Here is an 18,651-nt window from a genome sequence, read left to right as displayed (position 1 = left end):
TTTGCTCAAAAGGAAAAAGTTATCTTTGCTGTCTGTAACGGCTTTAATAATTCTATTATTTTTAGCAGTTTTAAATTATCATTCATTAAATTATGCAAAAAATGCTTGTATCAATAACAATAAGACTCCTATAATCGATAAGACGTTATTATCAATTAATTGGAGTGTTTCATGCGAATAACAAATGAAGGTCATAGGAGATTCTTTTTGTTATAGAGCTAATAGCAAGAATAATATGGTATTAATATTTAAAATTATTTAAATGGGTGTGATGATTATGAAACGATTTTTAACGGTTTCAATCAGTTATTTTATTACCGGAATTGGTGGTTATTATATTTTTTCGGGTGGCGCTAACTTTTATAGCATTATTATATTAGCAGTAGGTTTATGTGGTATTCTATTTGATGTTTTTCATAAAAAATTGAAAACAGAATGAATTTTATTGTTACTTATTTTAATACATATGTAGTTATTTAAGGAGTAGTGAATAACATGGAAAGCAATTCACCAATAGAAGTACAAACAATCTATAACCAACTATTAAATGCCTGGAATCATCGTAATGCTCGTGCCATGGCGGATTTATTTACCCAAGATGGTGAAAGCATTGGATTTGATGGAAGCCAATCAATCGGCAGGGAGGAAATATTTTCACACCTTCATCCAATCTTTGAGCACCATCCAACAGCTCGCTTTGTTAGCAAAGTGAAAGAGGTACATTTTCTAAGTTCTGAGATCGTAATGTTACGCGCAATTGCTGGTATGGTACCGCCTAAATCAAACGATATTAACCCAAATGTAAACACTCATCACACTCTAATTGTGGTAAAAAAAGATGGAACTTGGCGTATTCAATTATTCCAAAATACTCCTGCCCAGTTTCACGGAAGACCTGAATTAGTAGAACAAATGACAGAAGAGCTTAGAGCTTTATTATAGACGTAGGGCGGCAACATAAAAAATGTTTCTTACACTTGTAAGGAACATTTTTTATATTCATAACTGGTTCACTCTTCCTTCTTATCTTTATTCTCACTATTAGGGTTTCTTTTGATTTTTGATTCATTTAATCCATTAAACGTGTTATAAAATAAATTGCTTGTTAGTACAGCTACTCCAGTAACAAGTATACCTTGAACAACAGATTGTATTTCTAGACCATAATAGATGAGACATGCAATAACTGAAAAAAACAACTGTATCCAAGCATGTGTCCATACAGGAATGAAAGGAGTTTGTCTAAGTAACAAGCTGATAATGTATAGAACTGGGACTAAAATCAATGCATCAGACCTTATATACTTATCAAAATTAAGATCCATTTTATCACCTACAGCCTATCCGGGTTTTAAAATAATATATTCTTGATAAAATAACTTGGTTCATCTTGTTTCTTTCATTTAATAAATATTGTTTAATTTGGTAATACACAATTAAAACGAATTCAAGTTTGTCAACAGGTTAGAGCAGGTCTTTGTATTGCCTCGTTTTGAGTGAATAATTTTTCCTGAAAAGGAAAATATATGTGAAAATTGGAGACTAAACATCAACCACCATGAATGATTGAAAAGAGGGAACTTGTTGAAGTTGAAGTGCAGTTTGATAATCCTCGTTTTATCTTTTGTCATCGTTAACCCTGCTGTAAATGCCCAACGTGCTAATCCTCAAGTCGTGGCACGGGTAAAAGCAACGCTTACGATCGACGGAAAAGTATATAAAGATTTAAATTCAAATGGAACACTCGATGATTATGAAAATTGGGAGTTATCGGTTGAAAAGAGAGTCGCAGATCTACTATCTAAAATGGCCCTAGAAGAAAAAGCGGGACTTATGGCTATACCTGAATTTCAAGACATCGAAGGATCTAAAATGGAACAGCACAATAATCTGATCAATCAACATGCTCGATATTATGTATATCGGAAGACACCTGGTGTTGACGAAATTGCCAATACTAATAATCAATTGCAAGAAAGGACGGAGGGAACAAGATTAGGGATTCCAGCCGTTCTGATTTCAAATCCCCGGAATCATTACACAACGATTGCTGATATTACAAATTTAGGAGAAACAGAAGATTATTATGTTACCGCAAAAGATGAGCCTGGCCAATTTACCATCTTTCCTGATTCATTAGGTCTTGCTGCTAGCCGGGACCTTGATTTGGTTAAAGATTTTGCTCAAATTGCACGTAAAGAATGGACGTCTTCCGGTCTTCGTAAAATGTATGGCTACAATGCTGATCTTGCAACACAACCTTTATGGTCAAGGATTTTAGAAACATTTGGAGAAAGTCCTAAACTTGTTTCAGATATCAATTATACGTTAATCAAAGGTTTTCAAGGTGAAGAACTTGACGATACAAGTGTTTCTTTGACAACAAAGCATTTTCCTGGCGGGGGATCGAGATATTTGGGTAAAGACCCGCATTTCGAGGAAGGGAATTTTAATATTTATCCAACAAAAGGGAGCTTGCAAAAGTATCATTTGCCGCCGTTTATCGCAGCCATTGAAGCTGGAACAACTTCCATGCTGCCTTATTATGCTTATCCAAGTAATAAAAGTGCAGAGCAAGGGCTTCCTCCTTATGATGAAAATCAGCAATTTGAAGAAGTTGGTTTTATTTTTAATAAAGCATTCCTCACCGACTTATTGCGTGAGAAACTTGGTTTTAAAGGATATGTCAATTCAGATACGGGAGCAATTATTGATATGGCTTGGGGAGCTAAACATTTGTCGAGGGAAGAAAGAGTTGCTAAAGCATTGGAAGCGGGTGCAAATGTTTTTTCCGGACAGAAAGATCCGCAGCCCATTATAAATGCAGTAAAGCAAGGTTTGGTTAGTGAAGGACAAATCAATCAATCTGTATCCTATTTGCTCACAGAAATGATGGAATTAGGTTTGTTTGAAAACCCGTATGTGGATTCGAAAAGGGCACTTGACGTGGTTAACAATCCCGCCTCAAAAGAAAAGGCAGATTTAGCCCATCGCAAGTCGATCGTTCTATTACGCAATGATCAGAAACTTTTGCCACTAAATGATAAAAAAATAAAAGATATGAAACTTTATGTCGAATCGTTCCCAGCTGGAGAACAGAATGCAAATACGATTGCATTTAAAGAAACTATTCAGAACTATGATCGGGGCATCACTTTAACAGACCAGTTGGAAGAAGCAACACATGCACTAGTATGGATAAAACCCAAACAAGATCTTCTTTCGAAGCAGCCAACCATTTCCATTGGACCTGATACAAATATTCATAACAAAAGCCGGATTATCGAAATTGAGAAAACGGTACCGACGATTACCGTCATCAACTTTAGTAACCCTTGGCTGATTCAAGAAATTGAACCGAATGCGGCGGCTGTCATTGGGACGTTCGGAGTGAAAGCCGAAGCATTAATGGATGTGATTCGCGGGAAATTTAATCCGACAGGAAAACTTCCTCTAACCATTCCAGCAGGTCCGGAAGCTTTAGCCATCGACAGGATGGACGTACCAGGCTTTGATGAAGACCCTTCCTATGTATACCAAGCAAAAACTGGAGACAAGTATGGTTACGATTTTGGACTAACCTATAATGAGGAGGACATGAAAACAGAATCCGGTGGTTTCGGTGATTTCTTGAGGAATATCTTTAAAGATTAGGCTAGTTAAAGACAAATGTTGGTTTTTTTGAAAATCCATATGAAGGACAAATCTCACTAGGGACTTTCCTAATTTATCCTTCATCGATCTTTTGTTCGAATTTCCTAATAATAACAATGAAATTTAACAACGCTTAACATAAAAGAAAGGAAAACGTCAGTCGTTTTCCTTTTTTGTCCTATTTATTTCAACATATTATCTAAATACCGGATAATTTCATCGGGTTTACCGGATACTTTTTGATCCCGTTCTTGGTCCTTCACAAGTTTTTCTTTTGCTTTCCTTAATACATCTTCCTCCATTGCTTTCGGAATTACTACAACTCCGTCCGCATCTCCTACGATGATATCCCCAGGACATATAGAGGTTCCACCGCAAGAAATCGGCACGTTTACTTCACCCCAACCACCTTTAGCGCTTGAGGCTACCGTTGTTCCTTTACAAAAAACAGGAAAGTTAAGTTTTTTCACTCCTATGATGTCCCGGATCACCCCATCGGTTACGACCCCTTTAATGCCTAATGTTTGCGCAAGTCCAAGGATAAAATCTCCTGCGATGGTTCGATAGGTATCTCCTTTGGCATCCACTACAAGAATATCGCCCGGCTTGGCTTCACGAATACCACGTAAAACGCATTGATTATCCCCAACCGGCATTTTTACGGTATAGGCCCGCCCTGCCATTCTGTATTCCTCTTTTAACGGTTTAATGAGTGGATCCATATTATTTAGACCTTGCATAATATCTGAAATACACGTAGTTGGAATCTCTTGAAACGCCGAAACAGTCTTGCTCATTTTTATCCTCCTTTAAGATTATGGCTGTGTTAAAGGATTGTTGAGTAAACAGAAACACAGCCAAGGCAATTATAAAATGTACTTCCATGCTACAAAAAATATTCAACTTTATATAATAGTTAAAAAGAATAGATAATTATTACTTATTTAATTGGAAAACCTAATAGGAAAGTAAATTAATTTGATACAAAAAATCCCTGCTTTTACAATCGATATATCCGCTCAATTGGGATCGTCTCTGGCATTAGAGGGCAAACAGAACCTTCCATTTAGGTTCTTATTATAATGATCACTATCTCAAAACACCATGGGAGGAGAACAAATGAATTACATTAATAACATGCTATTAGATTTAGAAATGACTCCTTCGATAGCGAGATATCTTTCAATCGTCATTATGATATTTTTTATCGCGACTCTCTGTATTGTTGCGAATTTTATCACGAGAAAGGTCGTATACAGAGTGGTCACTCGTATTGTGGCCACTACCAAAAATACCTGGGATGATATGCTGTTGGAAAGAAGGGTTTTTCAAAAGCTGTCTCATATTGTTCCGGCACTTATTATTTATTATTTTGCAGCTACCTTTCCGGGAAAACGGCATTTAATCGAAAAGGGTGCTGTTGCCTATTTAATCATTATGGGATTAATTGTTATAACAACGATATTAAATGCCATTAATGATATTTATAAAACCTTTGAAATTTCTAAGATCCGGCCAATTAAAGGGTATATCCAGGTCATCAATATTATTGTCATAACCATTGGAATCATTTTGCTTATTGCACATCTTATTGGCAAGAGTCCTTTAATTTTTCTAAGTGGAATTGGTGCTCTTTCTGCTGTCCTTTTGTTGGTTTTTAGAGATTCATTATTGGGGCTGGTTGCCGGGATTCAGTTGGCAGCCAATGATATGGTCCGGGTAGGTGATTGGATTGAAATGTCTAAATATGGTGCGGACGGGGACATTATTGATATCTCGTTAAATACGGTGAAGGTGCAAAATTGGGATAAAACGGTTTCGATGATTCCAAGCTATGCCTTGATATCCGATTCTTTTATCAATTGGAGAGGGATGCAGAACTCTGGAGGACGCCGGATTAAGCGGTCATTATTCATTGATACATCAAGTATTTCCTTTTGTACCGAAGAGATGATTGAAAAATTTAAAAATATTCACTACCTCACTGAACATATTATCAATCGGGAACGTGAAATTGCAGAGTTCAATGCTAGGCATGAAATTAACCGGAGCAATCCGGTGAATGGAAGGGCACTTACGAATATCGGAGTGTTTAGAGCTTATATTAGCAATTATCTTCAACATCATCCTGGTATTAATCTAGAAATGACGCTAATGGTCAGACAGTTAGCACCCACCGAACACGGGCTGCCATTAGAAATCTATGCATTTTCAAATGATACAAAGTGGGCAGTGTACGAAACTGTACAGGCGGATATTTTTGACCATCTTTTTGCCGTTGCAAAGCAATTTGGACTTTGTATATTCCAAAACCCATCGGGGAATGATTTGAAAGCCATGGCGGCTGATTTACATAAGGGTGGATTCGTAAGAGAAAGGGACCAATCATGAATCAATTACCAGGAGAATTGAAAAGAAATAAGGAAAAGCCAAATTTTACTGTAGCTCAAGTAAAATTTGGCCTTTCTGATGGATAAATATAGATTATTTATTTGCCTTCATCATGCAACAAGTTTTAATCCAATAGCTGCACCTAAAACCATTGCGATGAAAACCAGCCTTTTCCAGTCCTTTGATTCTCCATATAAAAGCATTCCCAATATCGCCCCACCAGATGCACCAATTCCCGTCCAAATTGCATAAGCTGTACCCATAGGGAGTGTTTCCATTGCATAAGATAGAAATAGGAAGCTTGCTCCAAATCCAAGAAACAATAGAACGAGGGATTTCCAATTACGATCTTTATGAAGTTTATTTATCATAACAACTCCGAACATTTCAAATAACCCTGCTAATACTAAAGAAATCCACGCCATTAGGAATCAGCTCCTTCCTGAACGTTATCATTTGTGACTAATTTCAAGCCAATTACACCTGCTAGTAACAATAAAATTAAAAGTATTTTACTTATTTTAAATGGTTCACCAAAGAATAGTATTTCAGAAATAACAGTGCCTGCTGTGCCTAACCCCACAAAAACTGCATATACCGTTCCCACGGGAAGTTTTCTGCCTGCCATAATCATTCCATAGAAGCTGATAATGATGGCTATAACTGTCCCAGCCCACGACCAAAAGTCATCTGCGTGTTTCAATCCAATAACCCAAAATACTTCAAATAGAGCAGCAACAAATACTTTAATCCAATCTGTGTTCATATAATGACACCTCCAATTTTATTCTTACCTAACATTAAAAAAAGCCTGGGAGAAACTGTTTAACAGTTATCTCCCAGGCTTTTATCCTTCCGTGACACAGCAAAGCTGTGAGTTTTCTCTCGGACCAGCCCAACCGTTCGTTGCGGAACCCTAGAAAACATTTTCGTTATGCAATTAACTTTTAGTTTACATACATTTAAAATTTAATCAAGATGAAAGTTATGGATATTTTGAAGAGTAAGTTCTTAAGGTTTAAAAGTGGTGTGATGGCAAGCTTATTCTTCTGCCATGGAAGGAATGAACTTTAATTTACATTTAGTCCTTCACGAAAAAGGGGCAATTCTGCCATCGGAAGTGTCCCTTATTGCCTTTAGGACCATTTGCCCGTTTATTGCTAATAATGATATTTCCTGTGAAATCGGGGAAAATAGGATGGATTATGAAACTTCGGAGGTTGTAATGCCGGAATATGTTGAAGTAGCACTTCGGGCTACCTTATCCTTTATCGTATTATTTACTCTCGCAAGAATACTAGGTAAAAAGCAGATATCACAGCTGACCTTCTTTGATTACGTGGTTGGAATTGTCATTGGGGACATGGCTTCTACGTTGGCAATCGATACGAAATTAAAGATTACAAGCGGTTTAACAGGTTTAGTTGTTTACACACTTTTTTCAGTGATTCTTGCATATGGTGCGATTAAATCCTTTAAGTTTAGAGATTTGGTCGAGAGCAGCCCCTCCATCCTTGTTAAGAATGGCAAGATTATGGAGAAAAACCTTTTAATACATAAGATGACCTATGATGATTTATTGACTGGCTTAAGGGGAAAAGGTGCATTTAATCTTGATGAGGTTGAAATGGCTATTTTGGAGACAAACGGACAAATCAGTGTCATGAAGAAACCTGAGTTTCAGTCACTAACAGCAAATGATATCGACCTGACGGTAGAAGAGGATCATGCCCCTTCCTTAATTATTATAGATGGAGTCCTGTTACCAAAACGGCTGCATTATTTAGGCTATACCGAGGAATGGCTTCTCAGTGAGATTAAGCAGCAGGGTGCCACTAAATTTGAAGATGTCTTTTTGGCACAGATTAATTCTGATGAAAGTGTATACGTTGATTTATATAAAGATGATGAAAGATCGCAACAGGAAAAGCGTAAGCCAAACATTGCGGCAAAGCTGAGAACCATGCAAGGTGAAATTGAACGGATTGCTTATCAAACGAAAGATAAGAATGCTAAGAAGATGTATTTTAAGCAATCCAAAGAATTAGAAGATATGATGAAAAAAATCAATCCATATCTTAAAGAAAGCTAAGTACGGAGTACAAAAAAAGGAATAAATAAATTTGTGAAAAAGGTTCGTCTTGGTTATCAAGACGAACCTATTTTTAAGTTACAATTCCTTATTTGTCTTTTGACTATAATTTTTGAGTGTCATCATCGCTTCTATACTCTAAAATATCTCCTGGCTGACAATCTAATGCTTTACAAATTGCCTCTAATGTTGATAATCGAATCGCCTTTGCCTTTCCATTTTTCAAGATCGAAAGATTCGCCATCGTTATTCCAACTCGCTCAGAAAGTTCTGTTACGCTCATTTTCCTTTTAGCCATCATCACGTCAATATTAATTATAATTGCCATTTTATTCACCTCAGACCGTCAAGTCATTTTCTGATTTAATATCAATTGCCTCTTTTAATAGCCTTTGAAGAACAGCAGCAAAGACTGCGATGACCATGGAAGCAAAGATAGGGACCATTCCAATGATGATGAGACCTGGTGCATCGTCTAGCTCTGCTACAAGATAAACAAATGGCAGAATAACCACATACAGACCACTAATTGTGATTGCTGCAATCTTGATATTCTTTAGAGCCTTAACAGACAATTCAGAGAAAGCTTGGCTCTTGTCAATATAGCCCAAAAGTTTAAAAGCCTGATACAATGCAGCAAAAAACGGTATCACGGATAGATACATCCCGATTACAATTGGATATAATATATGAGAATAATCTGGATTTGCTGGATTCTTAGCTAACCAAGTCAATCCAAATATTCCTAATGCAAGAACTGGAGTTCCAATAAGAAAAACTGCCATCCTTAAAAATAATGTTGACCCTCGTTTCATAAAAAGCACCTCACCTATTTATTGTCTATTTGAATTTACCACAATATTTATTGTTTATCAATAAATTTTTATTGAATTTAATGATGTTTTTGTTGTTATAAAAGATTAATTTCCTTTTCTATTTTACCCCAATCATGTTTAAACCATAATTTGGCTAAATGAAGCGAATCCATTTTGTTTTTTTTCTAATATGATGTCTATTAATTGGAAAAACTTTCTATCAAGATCTCTTATTTAGTCACTACTAGGGATGGTTTTTTCATGAAAAATAGAAGGAACTTAGAAAATGAGCCTAATTCTTCGTTCAACCTATATTTTGTCAGGAATAGTTTGTTAAACTAATCTAGTACATTACCATGTAAATAAAGAAAGAATAAGGTGTTACCATGAAAATTTTATTAGTAGAAGATAATAAGACGATCGCTTCTGGCCTGGATTATTCGCTGAAACAAGATGGGTATGAGACGATTGTTTGTCATAATGCAGAGGATGCCAAACGGGTAATCGTTGATAATTTGGAATCTGTGAAATTGTGTTTATTTGATTTATCTTTACCGGACGGCAGTGGTTATGAATTATGCGAATTGGTCAAGAAGCAAAGTGATAAACCCGTTATTTTTCTAACGGCACTTGATGATGAAGTGAATGTGGTAATGGGGCTGGATATGGGGGCGGATGATTATATTACCAAGCCGTTTCGTTTACGTGAGCTTCTCTCTCGCATTAAATCCGTACTGCGTCGTTATCACAAGCAACAAACAACCCAGCCTAAGAACGTGATTGATATCGAAAATATCCGGATTAACGTGCTAGAAGGAAAGGTTTACAAAAATGGGGAGGAAGTGTTGCTTACCTCATTAGAATATCGGCTATTCTTAATTTTTGCTAATCATATTGGGCAAGTCCTTACGCGCACCCAGTTACTGGATCGTATATGGGATGTTGCGGGAGACTTTGTGAATGACAACACATTAACAGTTTACATTAAAAGATTACGAGAAAAGCTTGAAGACGAGCCGCAAAATCCAAAAATCATTAAGACCATTCGCGGTATGGGCTATAAGGTTGGTTACTAATATGATGCGAAACCGAGAAATTCAGCTTTACATGCTTGTGTTCATCGCCATAACACTCACTGCAATAGTTGCTGCGATTGTCCTATTTTCTGCTCACGTTGCTCTATTTGTTTTTGTAACAGCTGCCTTACTCATTCTATGCAGCTTGCTTTTTACCAAATGGAGATACAACGAAATCGCTAAGCTTTCAGGCTATTTACGGAGAATCACGAGCGGGGATTATAGCCTGGATTTGCGCGATAACCATGAAGGTGAACTAAGCATTTTAAAAAGTGATATCTATAAAGTTACATTAAAGCTGTCAGAGCATAGCTCTCTATTACAGCAGGATAAAGTAAAACTGACAAATGCTATCTCGGATATCTCCCATCAACTAAAGACACCTCTCACGTCGATGATGGTTATGGCAGATTTATTAGGAGATACCAAGTTAGAAGATTCAAAGCGGGTTGAATTTACTGAAAACATCCGTGTTCAATTAGAGCGAATTGAGTGGCTAGTGTCGTCACTATTGAAGCTTTCGAAAATGGATGCGGGTACAGTTCCATTTAAAAAGGATACCGTTTATGTTGCTGAATTGGTGGAGCGGGCGATTCAGCCTGTTCTCGTGCCGATGGATGTTAAGCAGCTAACTCTTCATATTACAGGTGATAAAGAAGTTTCCTTTATTGGCGATTTTAACTGGAGTACAGAAGCTCTTATCAATATTTTTAAAAACTGTGTAGAGCATACCGAGGACAGTGGCGAGATTTCGATTTCCTTTTCAGAAAACACCTTGTTTACACAAATCATCATTTCTGATAATGGAAAGGGGATACCGAAAGAAGATTTACCCTATATTTTTAAGCGCTTTTACAAAGGGAAAAATGCAGGGGAAGAAAGTATTGGAATTGGCCTTGCCATGGCCTATAGCATCATCAAAAGTCAACAAGGAGACTTTGAAGTAAGAAGCGAGATTAGCAAAGGAACACAGTTTTTTATTAAATTTTATAAAAGGGTGATATAACCCAAAGTGAATAAATTGTCACTTTAGAGTCACTGAATAGTCATACTAGGCAGATATACTGAACGCAACAACGAACAATTGGAGGTTACCCATGGATATATTACAAATTGAAAATCTGTCTAAGGTATATGGCAAAGGTGAAACGGCGGTTAAGGCCCTTGATAATGTCTCGTTTTCAGTGAAAAAAGGAGAATTCGTCGCGATTATCGGTCCATCAGGCTCAGGGAAGTCAACTTTGTTGCACCTGCTAGGCGGCGTAGACCGCCCGTCTAGCGGGAAGGTACGAATCGATAACACCGACATTTATGACCTGAATGAAACACAATTGGCGATTTTTAGAAGGCGGCAGATCGGATTGATCTATCAATTCTATAACCTAATTCCGATTTTAACGGTAGAAGAAAATATAACCTTGCCAATGCTGTTAGATGAACACAAGGTGGACCCGAAGCAGCTCGCAGATGTGGTGAAGATTCTTGGCCTCGAAAACCGATTGAATCATTTGCCAAACCAACTTTCAGGCGGTCAGCAGCAGAGGGTATCGATTGGACGAGCGCTTATTAGTCATCCAGCAATCATGCTCGCTGATGAGCCGACCGGTAACTTGGATAGCAAGAACAGCAGCGAAATCATTGAATTACTAAAAATGTTTAATAAAACCTATCAACAAACCTTGCTTGTGATTACACACGATGAGCGGATTGCCCTTCAAGCCGACCGTGTGATTTCCATTGAAGATGGAAGGATTGCCAAGGATGAGGTGATTCGGCCGTGAACATCATCAACAAATTAACGATCCGTCATCTGAAGGAAAACAAACGAAGAACACTGGTTACCATCATTGGTGTCATCATTTCGGTTGCGATGATCACCGCAGTGGCGACGCTTGGCGTATCATTTTTGAACTTAATGATTCGGCAGGAAATCGCCAATAATGGAGAATGGCATGTCAAATATAAAGACATCAATCGTCAGCAACTGGAATCGATTAAAAAAGATCGTGATACAGAAAAATTGATCCTCACAAATGACTTGGGATATGCAGCACTTGAAGGCTCTGAAAATGATAGTAAACCATTTTTGTTTTTAAAAGAATATAGTGCAGCTGGACTTAAACAATTTCCAATAGAGTTGAAAGAGGGAAGACTTCCTGCTGCTGATAATGAAGTAGTTATATCAGAGGAAATCGAGGAAACTGCTCATGTGAAGTATTCCATTGGGGATTCATTCACACTTAATATTGGAGAACGATGGTTACCTGGAGGCGATAAGCCGCTGAGTCAAACCGATCCCTTGCAAAAAGATGAAAATGGACTCATAGAAAAACTTACAATTCAAAGTACAGAAAGTTTTAAAATCGTAGGTGTCATTAAGCGGCCAAAATGGGAACCGACGTGGTCACCCGGATATACGGTTATTGAGTTTATTGACGAGAACTCCCTGAGCGCAAGTGATACTTTTGATGCAGTCGTGGTGGTAAAAAAGGTAAGGGGATCTTTATATCAAGATTCAAAAGCACTTGCCAGCCAGAGTGGAATCAAAACCATTCAATACAATAATGAAATACTGCGCTATTACGGAGTCACGAATAATGATAACCTGCGAATGACTTTGTTTTCTTTAGCAGCAATCATTATGGGAGTTATTATTGTTGGATCCGTTGCGTTAATTTATAATGCCTTCGCCATCAGTGTATCGGAAAGGGCAAGGCATTTAGGGATGTTATCAAGTGTAGGAGCGACTAAAAAGCAAAAGCGTAACTCTGTCTTTTTTGAAGGTGCTGTAATTGGAGCCATCAGCATACCATTCGGGATGATCTCGGGATTGGTTGGAATTGGTGTTACCTTTAGCTTTATTAACTCATTTATTGAAGGTGCACTTGGAGGGACGGAAAAATTAAAGCTGATCATTACTCCCGCTTCTCTACTTGTGGCGTGTGTGATCTCAATTGCTACTATTTTCATTTCAACGTATTTACCTGCACGAAAAGCTTCGAAGGTAACTGCGATTGATGCCATTCGACAAAGTGATGATATTAAATTATCGGGTAAAGCGGTTAAAACCTCCAAATTGGTTCGCAAGCTTTTTGGAATTGAAGCAGAAATTGGCTTAAAGAACCTTAAACGGAATAAAAGAAGATATCTTGCTACCGTTTTCTCCCTTGTGATCAGTATTGTCCTCTTTTTATCCGTGTTTTTTTTTACCGAAAGCCTTAAAAAGTCAATAGAGCTTTCTCAGGAGGACATTGCCTATGATATTCACGTGGATGGAGGACAAATGGAGAAAGAGGATTTGCAGCCGTTTACCAAGCTTGACTATGTGACAGCTTCGAGTATGGTACAAGAGCTCCATTTTTTAAATACATGGGTAGAGGAGAAACAACTTCCTAATGAATTACAAAAACAAGTAGAACAGGAACCTTCTATCCTAGAGGATGGGAAATATCCTTATTCCGTTAGTTTATATGGTTTAGATAAGAAAAGTTTCGAGAATTTTGCTGTCAAGTTGGGAGTAGATCACAAGAAGTTAGAAAATAGAGATTTGCCTGCAGCCATTCTTGTTGATCGGATTACTTACCAGGATTATGAGTCTGGAAAATTTATTGAAACGAAATCTATCGATACAAAGATAGGTGCTGTTATAGATCTATATAGGATTGTAGATGAGAATGGCAAGCAAGAGATTATTAGTCAGGTAGAAGTGGGTGCATTAACTGCCGAAGTTCCAATTGGGGTTCACACATCTGGTCCTGGTGCAATCGATATCATTGTTTCCGAGGAAGGTTGGAATGCGCTCTTGGCTGGTATGGACCCGAAAATAGGCGAAGTCGGAACTTATTTGTACTTGAACAGCTCCGACCCTATGGCCACTCAGGCGGAGCTCGATCAGGTGAAACCATCGAACTTGTATGTATACAATGTCTATCAATCTCGTCAAGAACAAAAACAACAAGTCATGTTCATGTCCGTGTTTACGTATGGGTTCATTGTATTAATTTCACTAGTTTCAATAGCCAATATCTTTAATACGATTTCAACCAGTATCTCCCTAAGGAAACGTGAATTTGCGATGCTCCGCTCCATCGGGATGACACCCAATGGTTTTAATAAAATGATCAACTATGAGAGCATTTTTTACGGGGTAAAGGCATTACTGTACGGACTGCCTATAAGCTTTGTTGTTATAGGTTTGATTTTCTGGTCTATGCGCCATACCTTTGAATATGGATTCGCCTTTCCATGGGTAAGTGCTGGCATTGTGATTATCATGATTTTCATTATTGTTGGTTTAGCTATGCTTTACTCCATTCAGAAAATTAAAAAGGAAAATATTATTGATGAATTGAAGCAAGAAAGTATTTGATTTTACTAAGCCAAAAACATTAGAAATGACGTGTGAATGTCACATGTCATTTCTATTTTACGGGTTGAACACATTTTGTGCCGGTTTTAAGAAATTATTGTAAAAATTATCCGTTTTACCGGTACTTTACTCACAAAACACGAACGTTATATAGTTAATTTAAATTAATGTTCACCTTTTAGTTGTAAATCTATTATGAATTTGTTATATTAGCAAAGTATTAATCTTAAATATCATTACTCGTATATACTCAGTAATACGGTCTGAGTGTTTCTACATGGTTCCCAATATAAGAACTAGACTACGAGTTAAAGTATTCGGTCGTATGATTTCAAGCTGCAGCCGCTTATGATTAAGCAATAAATTTTTGCTCAATTATTTATACTTTGACTTTCGTAGGTCTAGAAGACAGGAATGATCCTGAATTTCTAGACTTTTTTCTTTTGGAACCACTTGCGAGTAAACAAACAACAAGAAAAAGGGGATAGATTATTTATGAAAAACAAAATGTTTAAAAAGATCGCTTCAGTCGCTGCTATTTCCGGCATGTTCGTGATGCTTGCAGGATGTAACTCATCTTTACTTAAAGAAACAGAAGTAGAAGGTGCTCAGAGACCGATCATCATTCAAGGTCCAATGCCTATCGAAGCTGAATATTTTGCCGGAAAATTAGAAAAAGTAAAAGTGGAAAAATCCGGGAAATTTGTTTTCTATAAAGGTAAGCTTAACAATTACCCTGTTATTGTGACTAAAACAGGCAAGGGAATGGAAAATGCAGCTGCTGCAACAGCATTGGCGATTGAAAAATATGATCCTATCGCCATCATCAACCAAGGTACATCTGGCGGGCATAATCCAGAGCTAAATGTATTTGACATTGTGTTAGGAGAAAGAACGACAAACATTGGTTCATTAAAAACAACACATATGGATGAAGGCCAAGGAATGGATCCTGCTTCATGGATTCCGATGGACTTAATGGCTTCGGAAGGAAGCGGATCAGACGATAGTGCGAGTCAAGTCCGATACTACTACGGCGATAAGGATTTACTTACAGCTGCAAATGCAGCAAAAGACACATACACGAAGGGTAAGGTTGTCGAAGGTACCATTGGTTCTGCAGACTTTTGGAATAGTGAAGTGGATAGAATTAAATGGATTCATGAGATTTACGATACTGATGTAGAGGAAATGGAAGGTGCCTCAGTAGCTCAAATTGCTGATGCTTATGACGTAGCCTTCTTGGGTATTCGAATCTTATCGAATAATAAAACAAATGGCGGTACTTACGATCCCGGAACTGCACCAGCGAATCAAGCCTATGTTTATGAAGTAGTAAAAGAGTATATTTCTATGATTAAAAACAAATAAAATATTATACAATTTTATTCATGACCTGCTTCCTTTGTTTATTGCTTCTAGGGTAACGAATAGCAGCTATTCGTTACCCTTTTTTCACTTTCCAACCAAAACAGGCACGAATACTTTCTATTCATTACCAAATTTCTTTTTCCAAGTCAAAACGGGCACGAATAGCACACCCAATACTTTCCTAATAGCAAATAAAGCCCTCTTTCGTAAGTGAAAGAGGACTTTATTTTTTTAAACCTATTTAATGAGCGTTCCTAGTTAGTTATTTGCACCATAGCTAATTAAGTTTGTAAAGATTCGATATCCGCCCGGAACTTGTGCGTTGATTTGGCGGTAGAATACTAGGTTGGTGTAGAGGAATGTTCCTTCACCGTATTCAGCCATTAGGATTCCGCTATTGAATGGGTCTTCGCCAGGGTCTGCCATGGATACAAATGTTTCATATTTTGCATCCCATGCAGTTGGGAAGTAAAGAGCTCTTTCTTGTACCCAGTTATCCCAGTCACTATCATTAATTTTATTTGGATAGTTAAACAAGGCATGTTCTGGTTGAGTGACTGTTACCTTTGCATTTTCATCCGTCACACGCACACGTATTGAAGGTGATCCGATGGTTAACGGATATGGTGGTGTGAATTTATTATTATTCCATGGATCCCCAGAAGTAACATACTGCATCACTAAATGTCCGCCATTTTTTACATAATCAAGTAATCTTGCGTTATTCTGCAATACATCTGGTCTACCAAGTGTCGATCTGATTCCAGCGACGATGGTATCATATTGTGATAGATCACCAGCAGCTAGATCATCAGGAGTAAGCTTCGTAATATCAAATCCAGCATTCAGCAAGGAATCAGCAATCGTGTCAAAGCCGCTGTCGATGTAACCAACCTTCAAATTGTCTGGCTTTAATAACTCAAATGCAACCCCATTTATGTTGGAAGGGTACATGAAGTAGGAGTCATTAATATGGTCATATTTAATTTCTTGTACGGTCGTATCAAATATTTTGCCGTCTGCTTCAGCTATCGCTCCGATTGTAAAATTACCTTCAGCAACCGAAGTAGGAGGAACTAATGTGAATGATACTTGTTTTTCTTGATTTCTTTCAGTAAAGCTGACATCTGCTGCTGCAGGTTGACTTTCCCAGCCTTTAGGAAGATTCAACAAAACGGTACCTTTCTTAGCACCATTGAAATAGTTTTTCACTTTCACCGTAACCGGTATTTCCTCTTGTACATTTGCTGTGTTAACCGTAATATTGACTGGATCCGGTGTAACACTTAATTCAGGGAGCACACTCACTGTATTATCTAGGTCAATGACAGATGTTGTTTCCACACCGTTTTCCTTAAATGTTAGTTGTGCCTTGATCACAGCGTCGCCATATGGCTGGTAATATTCTGCCTCAGAAGGGACAGTGACATTGAAGGTAACAGTCTTTGATTCACCCGGCTTCAGATGTTTTACTTGACTTACCCCTTCGTGTTTCCAATTTTCCGGAGTCAGTAACGCTGCTTCGATATGCTGGACTTTTTGCTTTCCTTCATTTGTAATCTTAACCTTTACTTGAGTTTGTTCACCTTGTGCTAATACATAGGAACCGATCTCAACATCAACAGCAAGATCGGAAGCAACGAAACTAACCTGTTGCAGCTGTTCTTCTTTTAGGGCAAGCTTATGAAGCAAGTCATTTTTAACAGCGGCATCTAGCTTAGCAGTTTTTGTACTTGAAATTAATTTTTGGACATTTCCCAAAGCCTTTTGTGATTGAGGTAAAATCGCTGCACGGTCTGGATACAGCTTAATAATGCCTTCTAATTGGTTTTGTAATGTATCCAACTGCTTGCTTACATTCGCAGCAGGAACGATATCCGCCCATGCATGGAAGTCATATGGAACCCCTGCAAAAAGGTCAGTTGAATCTGTTTCCACCGCAGATTCTATTAATTTTAGATGTGATTTTCTAGGTGCAACAGGAATATCATTTCCCATTCCTTGGCTCTTGTGAAGATATCGGGATGCTTCACCAAGCTGCGGGTAACTCATACCGTAGATTGGGTCAAAGTCCCCTATTTCAATCGAGGTGGTAGCAGTATCTTTATCAACTGGTAAATAAAACTTTTTGATCTGCCAAGGCTCTAAGCCATTTTCCAATTGTTCAGGGAAAACAGTTGGGTCGGAAGCATCTTTAAATGCTTTCTCAGATAAAATCGCCATCAATCGATGGTGTCCATGCTGGCTGTCAACATTTTCGAAAGAAGGCATCACAATATCCGGCTGAAACGTTCTAATAAATTTGATCAGACGTTCGTACGTAACATCTTCGCCCCATTTTTTAAGGGTCTCATCTGGAGACTTCGAAAAACCAAAATCATAGATCGCATCAGAAGTGGTTTCACTTAAATGGTAGGCTTTTACACCATTTACCTTGGCCGCTTCAATCATTTCGTTGGAACGGATTATTCCAAGTGCATTACCTAATTCATTTCCAATCGCATTTTGTCCACCTTCGCCACGGTTGGCGATTAAGCTAGCTGTTTTCACACCTAACCCACGGGATAAATAGGCAAGTAAATCACTGCGTTCATCGTCTGGATGTGCTCCTGTGTTCAAGAAAGTAACAGTAGTATCTAGAGGTTTAACAACATTCCAAAGCTCAACATCATTTTCACTTTGTTCTTGTGCAAGACTAATCGGAGGCAGGAAGGAAGCAATTAAAAGAATGGACATCAATAGACAAAAAAGCTTTTTCAATTTTTGAAACCCCTTTCATTAGTAAGTGAAATAAACCGATTCAATTCTCCTTTCTATATATGTAATTTTAGTTAGTAAAGATAACTAACTAATTGGGAGAATATTCTTACAAGTCCGATTATA

The 18,651-nt window shown here is 37.7% G+C and carries 17 protein-coding genes and 2 riboswitches; of the genes, 10 read left to right on the top strand and 7 right to left on the bottom strand.

What is annotated here, in order from left to right; genetic code table 11:
- The first annotated feature begins 277 nt into the window (after positions 1-277).
- Positions 278-439 carry a hypothetical protein gene (locus tag AC2TFD_RS17825; RefSeq protein ID WP_335520011.1) on the top strand — a complete coding sequence of 54 codons (162 nt, stop codon included), beginning with the start codon at positions 278-280 and terminating at the stop codon, positions 437-439.
- A 56-nt stretch (positions 440-495) separates the two neighbouring features.
- Positions 496-942, top strand: coding sequence for an SgcJ/EcaC family oxidoreductase (locus tag AC2TFD_RS17820; RefSeq protein WP_484673666.1), 447 nt, complete (start codon positions 496-498; stop codon positions 940-942).
- A 68-nt stretch (positions 943-1,010) separates the two neighbouring features.
- Here the strand turns inward: AC2TFD_RS17820 and AC2TFD_RS17815 are convergent, their stop codons facing one another.
- Entirely contained in the window at positions 1,011-1,286 is a 276-nt protein-coding gene (locus AC2TFD_RS17815) for a phage holin family protein (protein ID WP_335520016.1), read from the bottom strand.
- 298 nt (positions 1,287-1,584) lie between these two features.
- Here AC2TFD_RS17815 and AC2TFD_RS17810 point away from each other — a divergent pair, with 298 nt between their 5' ends.
- Positions 1,585-3,654: a glycoside hydrolase family 3 protein gene (locus AC2TFD_RS17810; protein ID WP_484673665.1), complete on the top strand. Its 2,070-nt coding sequence runs from the start codon at positions 1,585-1,587 to the stop codon at positions 3,652-3,654.
- Positions 3,655-3,836: 182 nt separating this feature from the next.
- Here AC2TFD_RS17810 and AC2TFD_RS17805 read toward each other — a convergent pair whose 3' ends face one another.
- On the bottom strand, positions 3,837-4,451 hold the full coding sequence (locus tag AC2TFD_RS17805) for an RraA family protein (RefSeq protein ID WP_484673664.1): 615 nt from the start codon (positions 4,449-4,451) through the stop codon (positions 3,837-3,839).
- A gap of 322 nt (positions 4,452-4,773) precedes the next feature.
- Between AC2TFD_RS17805 and AC2TFD_RS17800 the strand changes: the two genes are divergently transcribed.
- Entirely contained in the window at positions 4,774-6,045 is a 1,272-nt protein-coding gene (locus AC2TFD_RS17800; RefSeq protein WP_484673663.1) for a mechanosensitive ion channel family protein, read from the top strand.
- A 110-nt stretch (positions 6,046-6,155) separates the two neighbouring features.
- On the opposite strand, the gene AC2TFD_RS17795 is transcribed toward AC2TFD_RS17800, so the two are convergent.
- Together AC2TFD_RS17795 and AC2TFD_RS17790 are read right to left on the bottom strand one after the other, a co-directional pair.
- Entirely contained in the window at positions 6,156-6,470 is a 315-nt protein-coding gene (locus AC2TFD_RS17795) for a DMT family transporter (RefSeq protein ID WP_335568020.1), read from the bottom strand.
- Positions 6,470-6,811, bottom strand: a complete 342-nt coding sequence (locus AC2TFD_RS17790; RefSeq protein WP_484673662.1) for a DMT family transporter — start codon at positions 6,809-6,811, stop codon at positions 6,470-6,472. The genes AC2TFD_RS17795 and AC2TFD_RS17790 overlap by 1 nt, the downstream gene beginning before the upstream one ends.
- A 68-nt stretch (positions 6,812-6,879) precedes the next feature.
- A riboswitch (guanidine-I (ykkC/yxkD leader) is annotated at positions 6,880-6,976 on the bottom strand.
- A gap of 132 nt (positions 6,977-7,108) precedes the next feature.
- Between AC2TFD_RS17790 and AC2TFD_RS17785 the strand changes: the two genes are divergently transcribed.
- Entirely contained in the window at positions 7,109-8,137 is a 1,029-nt protein-coding gene (locus AC2TFD_RS17785) for a DUF421 domain-containing protein (RefSeq protein ID WP_484673661.1), read from the top strand.
- Positions 8,138-8,240: 103 nt separating this feature from the next.
- Here AC2TFD_RS17785 and AC2TFD_RS17780 read toward each other — a convergent pair whose 3' ends face one another.
- Complete coding sequence (locus AC2TFD_RS17780; RefSeq protein ID WP_335568023.1) at positions 8,241-8,465, bottom strand: helix-turn-helix domain-containing protein; 225 nt, start codon at positions 8,463-8,465, stop codon at positions 8,241-8,243.
- A 10-nt stretch (positions 8,466-8,475) separates the two neighbouring features.
- Positions 8,476-8,952, bottom strand: coding sequence for a DUF2975 domain-containing protein (locus AC2TFD_RS17775; protein ID WP_335568024.1), 477 nt, complete (start codon positions 8,950-8,952; stop codon positions 8,476-8,478).
- 386 nt (positions 8,953-9,338) lie between these two features.
- Between AC2TFD_RS17775 and AC2TFD_RS17770 the strand changes: the two genes are divergently transcribed.
- The 5 genes from AC2TFD_RS17770 to AC2TFD_RS17750 all read left to right on the top strand — a co-directional run bounded on the left by AC2TFD_RS17770 (position 9,339) and on the right by AC2TFD_RS17750 (position 15,768).
- Positions 9,339-10,028: a response regulator transcription factor gene (locus AC2TFD_RS17770; protein ID WP_484673660.1), complete on the top strand. Its 690-nt coding sequence runs from the start codon at positions 9,339-9,341 to the stop codon at positions 10,026-10,028.
- Between the two features lies 1 nt (position 10,029).
- Positions 10,030-11,034, top strand: a complete 1,005-nt coding sequence (locus AC2TFD_RS17765) for a sensor histidine kinase (protein WP_484673659.1) — start codon at positions 10,030-10,032, stop codon at positions 11,032-11,034.
- 91 nt (positions 11,035-11,125) lie between these two features.
- Positions 11,126-11,809, top strand: coding sequence for an ABC transporter ATP-binding protein (locus AC2TFD_RS17760; protein ID WP_335568027.1), 684 nt, complete (start codon positions 11,126-11,128; stop codon positions 11,807-11,809).
- Positions 11,806-14,397: an FtsX-like permease family protein gene (locus AC2TFD_RS17755; protein ID WP_484673658.1), complete on the top strand. Its 2,592-nt coding sequence runs from the start codon at positions 11,806-11,808 to the stop codon at positions 14,395-14,397. The genes AC2TFD_RS17760 and AC2TFD_RS17755 overlap by 4 nt, the downstream gene beginning before the upstream one ends.
- 220 nt (positions 14,398-14,617) lie before the next feature.
- Positions 14,618-14,721, top strand: a riboswitch (purine riboswitch).
- Positions 14,722-14,892: 171 nt separating this feature from the next.
- Complete coding sequence (locus AC2TFD_RS17750; RefSeq protein WP_484673657.1) at positions 14,893-15,768, top strand: 5'-methylthioadenosine/S-adenosylhomocysteine nucleosidase; 876 nt, start codon at positions 14,893-14,895, stop codon at positions 15,766-15,768.
- A gap of 258 nt (positions 15,769-16,026) precedes the next feature.
- Here the strand turns inward: AC2TFD_RS17750 and AC2TFD_RS17745 are convergent, their stop codons facing one another.
- Positions 16,027-18,528, bottom strand: a complete 2,502-nt coding sequence (locus AC2TFD_RS17745; protein WP_335510467.1) for an NEW3 domain-containing protein — start codon at positions 18,526-18,528, stop codon at positions 16,027-16,029.
- Between the last annotated feature and the right edge of the window lie 123 nt (positions 18,529-18,651).

Source organism: Neobacillus sp. plas4, from assembly GCF_057221695.1.
Note: the sequence above shows the minus strand (reverse complement) of the source record. Positions and strands in the feature narration are given on the sequence as shown.

Excerpts from the sequence above, each read along its gene's own strand:
- AC2TFD_RS17825 (WP_335520011.1), top strand. The coding sequence starts at position 278 with ATGAAACGATTTTTAACGGTTTCAATCAGTTATTTTATTACCGGAATT.
- AC2TFD_RS17820 (WP_484673666.1), top strand. The coding sequence starts at position 496 with ATGGAAAGCAATTCACCAATAGAAGTACAAACAATCTATAACCAACTA.
- AC2TFD_RS17805 (WP_484673664.1), bottom strand. The coding sequence starts at position 4,451 with ATGAGCAAGACTGTTTCGGCGTTTCAAGAGATTCCAACTACGTGTATT.
- AC2TFD_RS17800 (WP_484673663.1), top strand. The coding sequence starts at position 4,774 with ATGAATTACATTAATAACATGCTATTAGATTTAGAAATGACTCCTTCG.
- AC2TFD_RS17795 (WP_335568020.1), bottom strand. The coding sequence starts at position 6,470 with ATGGCGTGGATTTCTTTAGTATTAGCAGGGTTATTTGAAATGTTCGGA.
- AC2TFD_RS17790 (WP_484673662.1), bottom strand. The coding sequence starts at position 6,811 with ATGAACACAGATTGGATTAAAGTATTTGTTGCTGCTCTATTTGAAGTA.
- AC2TFD_RS17785 (WP_484673661.1), top strand. The coding sequence starts at position 7,109 with ATGAACTTTAATTTACATTTAGTCCTTCACGAAAAAGGGGCAATTCTG.
- AC2TFD_RS17780 (WP_335568023.1), bottom strand. The coding sequence starts at position 8,465 with ATGGCAATTATAATTAATATTGACGTGATGATGGCTAAAAGGAAAATG.
- AC2TFD_RS17775 (WP_335568024.1), bottom strand. The coding sequence starts at position 8,952 with ATGAAACGAGGGTCAACATTATTTTTAAGGATGGCAGTTTTTCTTATT.
- AC2TFD_RS17770 (WP_484673660.1), top strand. The coding sequence starts at position 9,339 with ATGAAAATTTTATTAGTAGAAGATAATAAGACGATCGCTTCTGGCCTG.
- AC2TFD_RS17765 (WP_484673659.1), top strand. The coding sequence starts at position 10,030 with ATGATGCGAAACCGAGAAATTCAGCTTTACATGCTTGTGTTCATCGCC.
- AC2TFD_RS17760 (WP_335568027.1), top strand. The coding sequence starts at position 11,126 with ATGGATATATTACAAATTGAAAATCTGTCTAAGGTATATGGCAAAGGT.
- AC2TFD_RS17750 (WP_484673657.1), top strand. The coding sequence starts at position 14,893 with ATGAAAAACAAAATGTTTAAAAAGATCGCTTCAGTCGCTGCTATTTCC.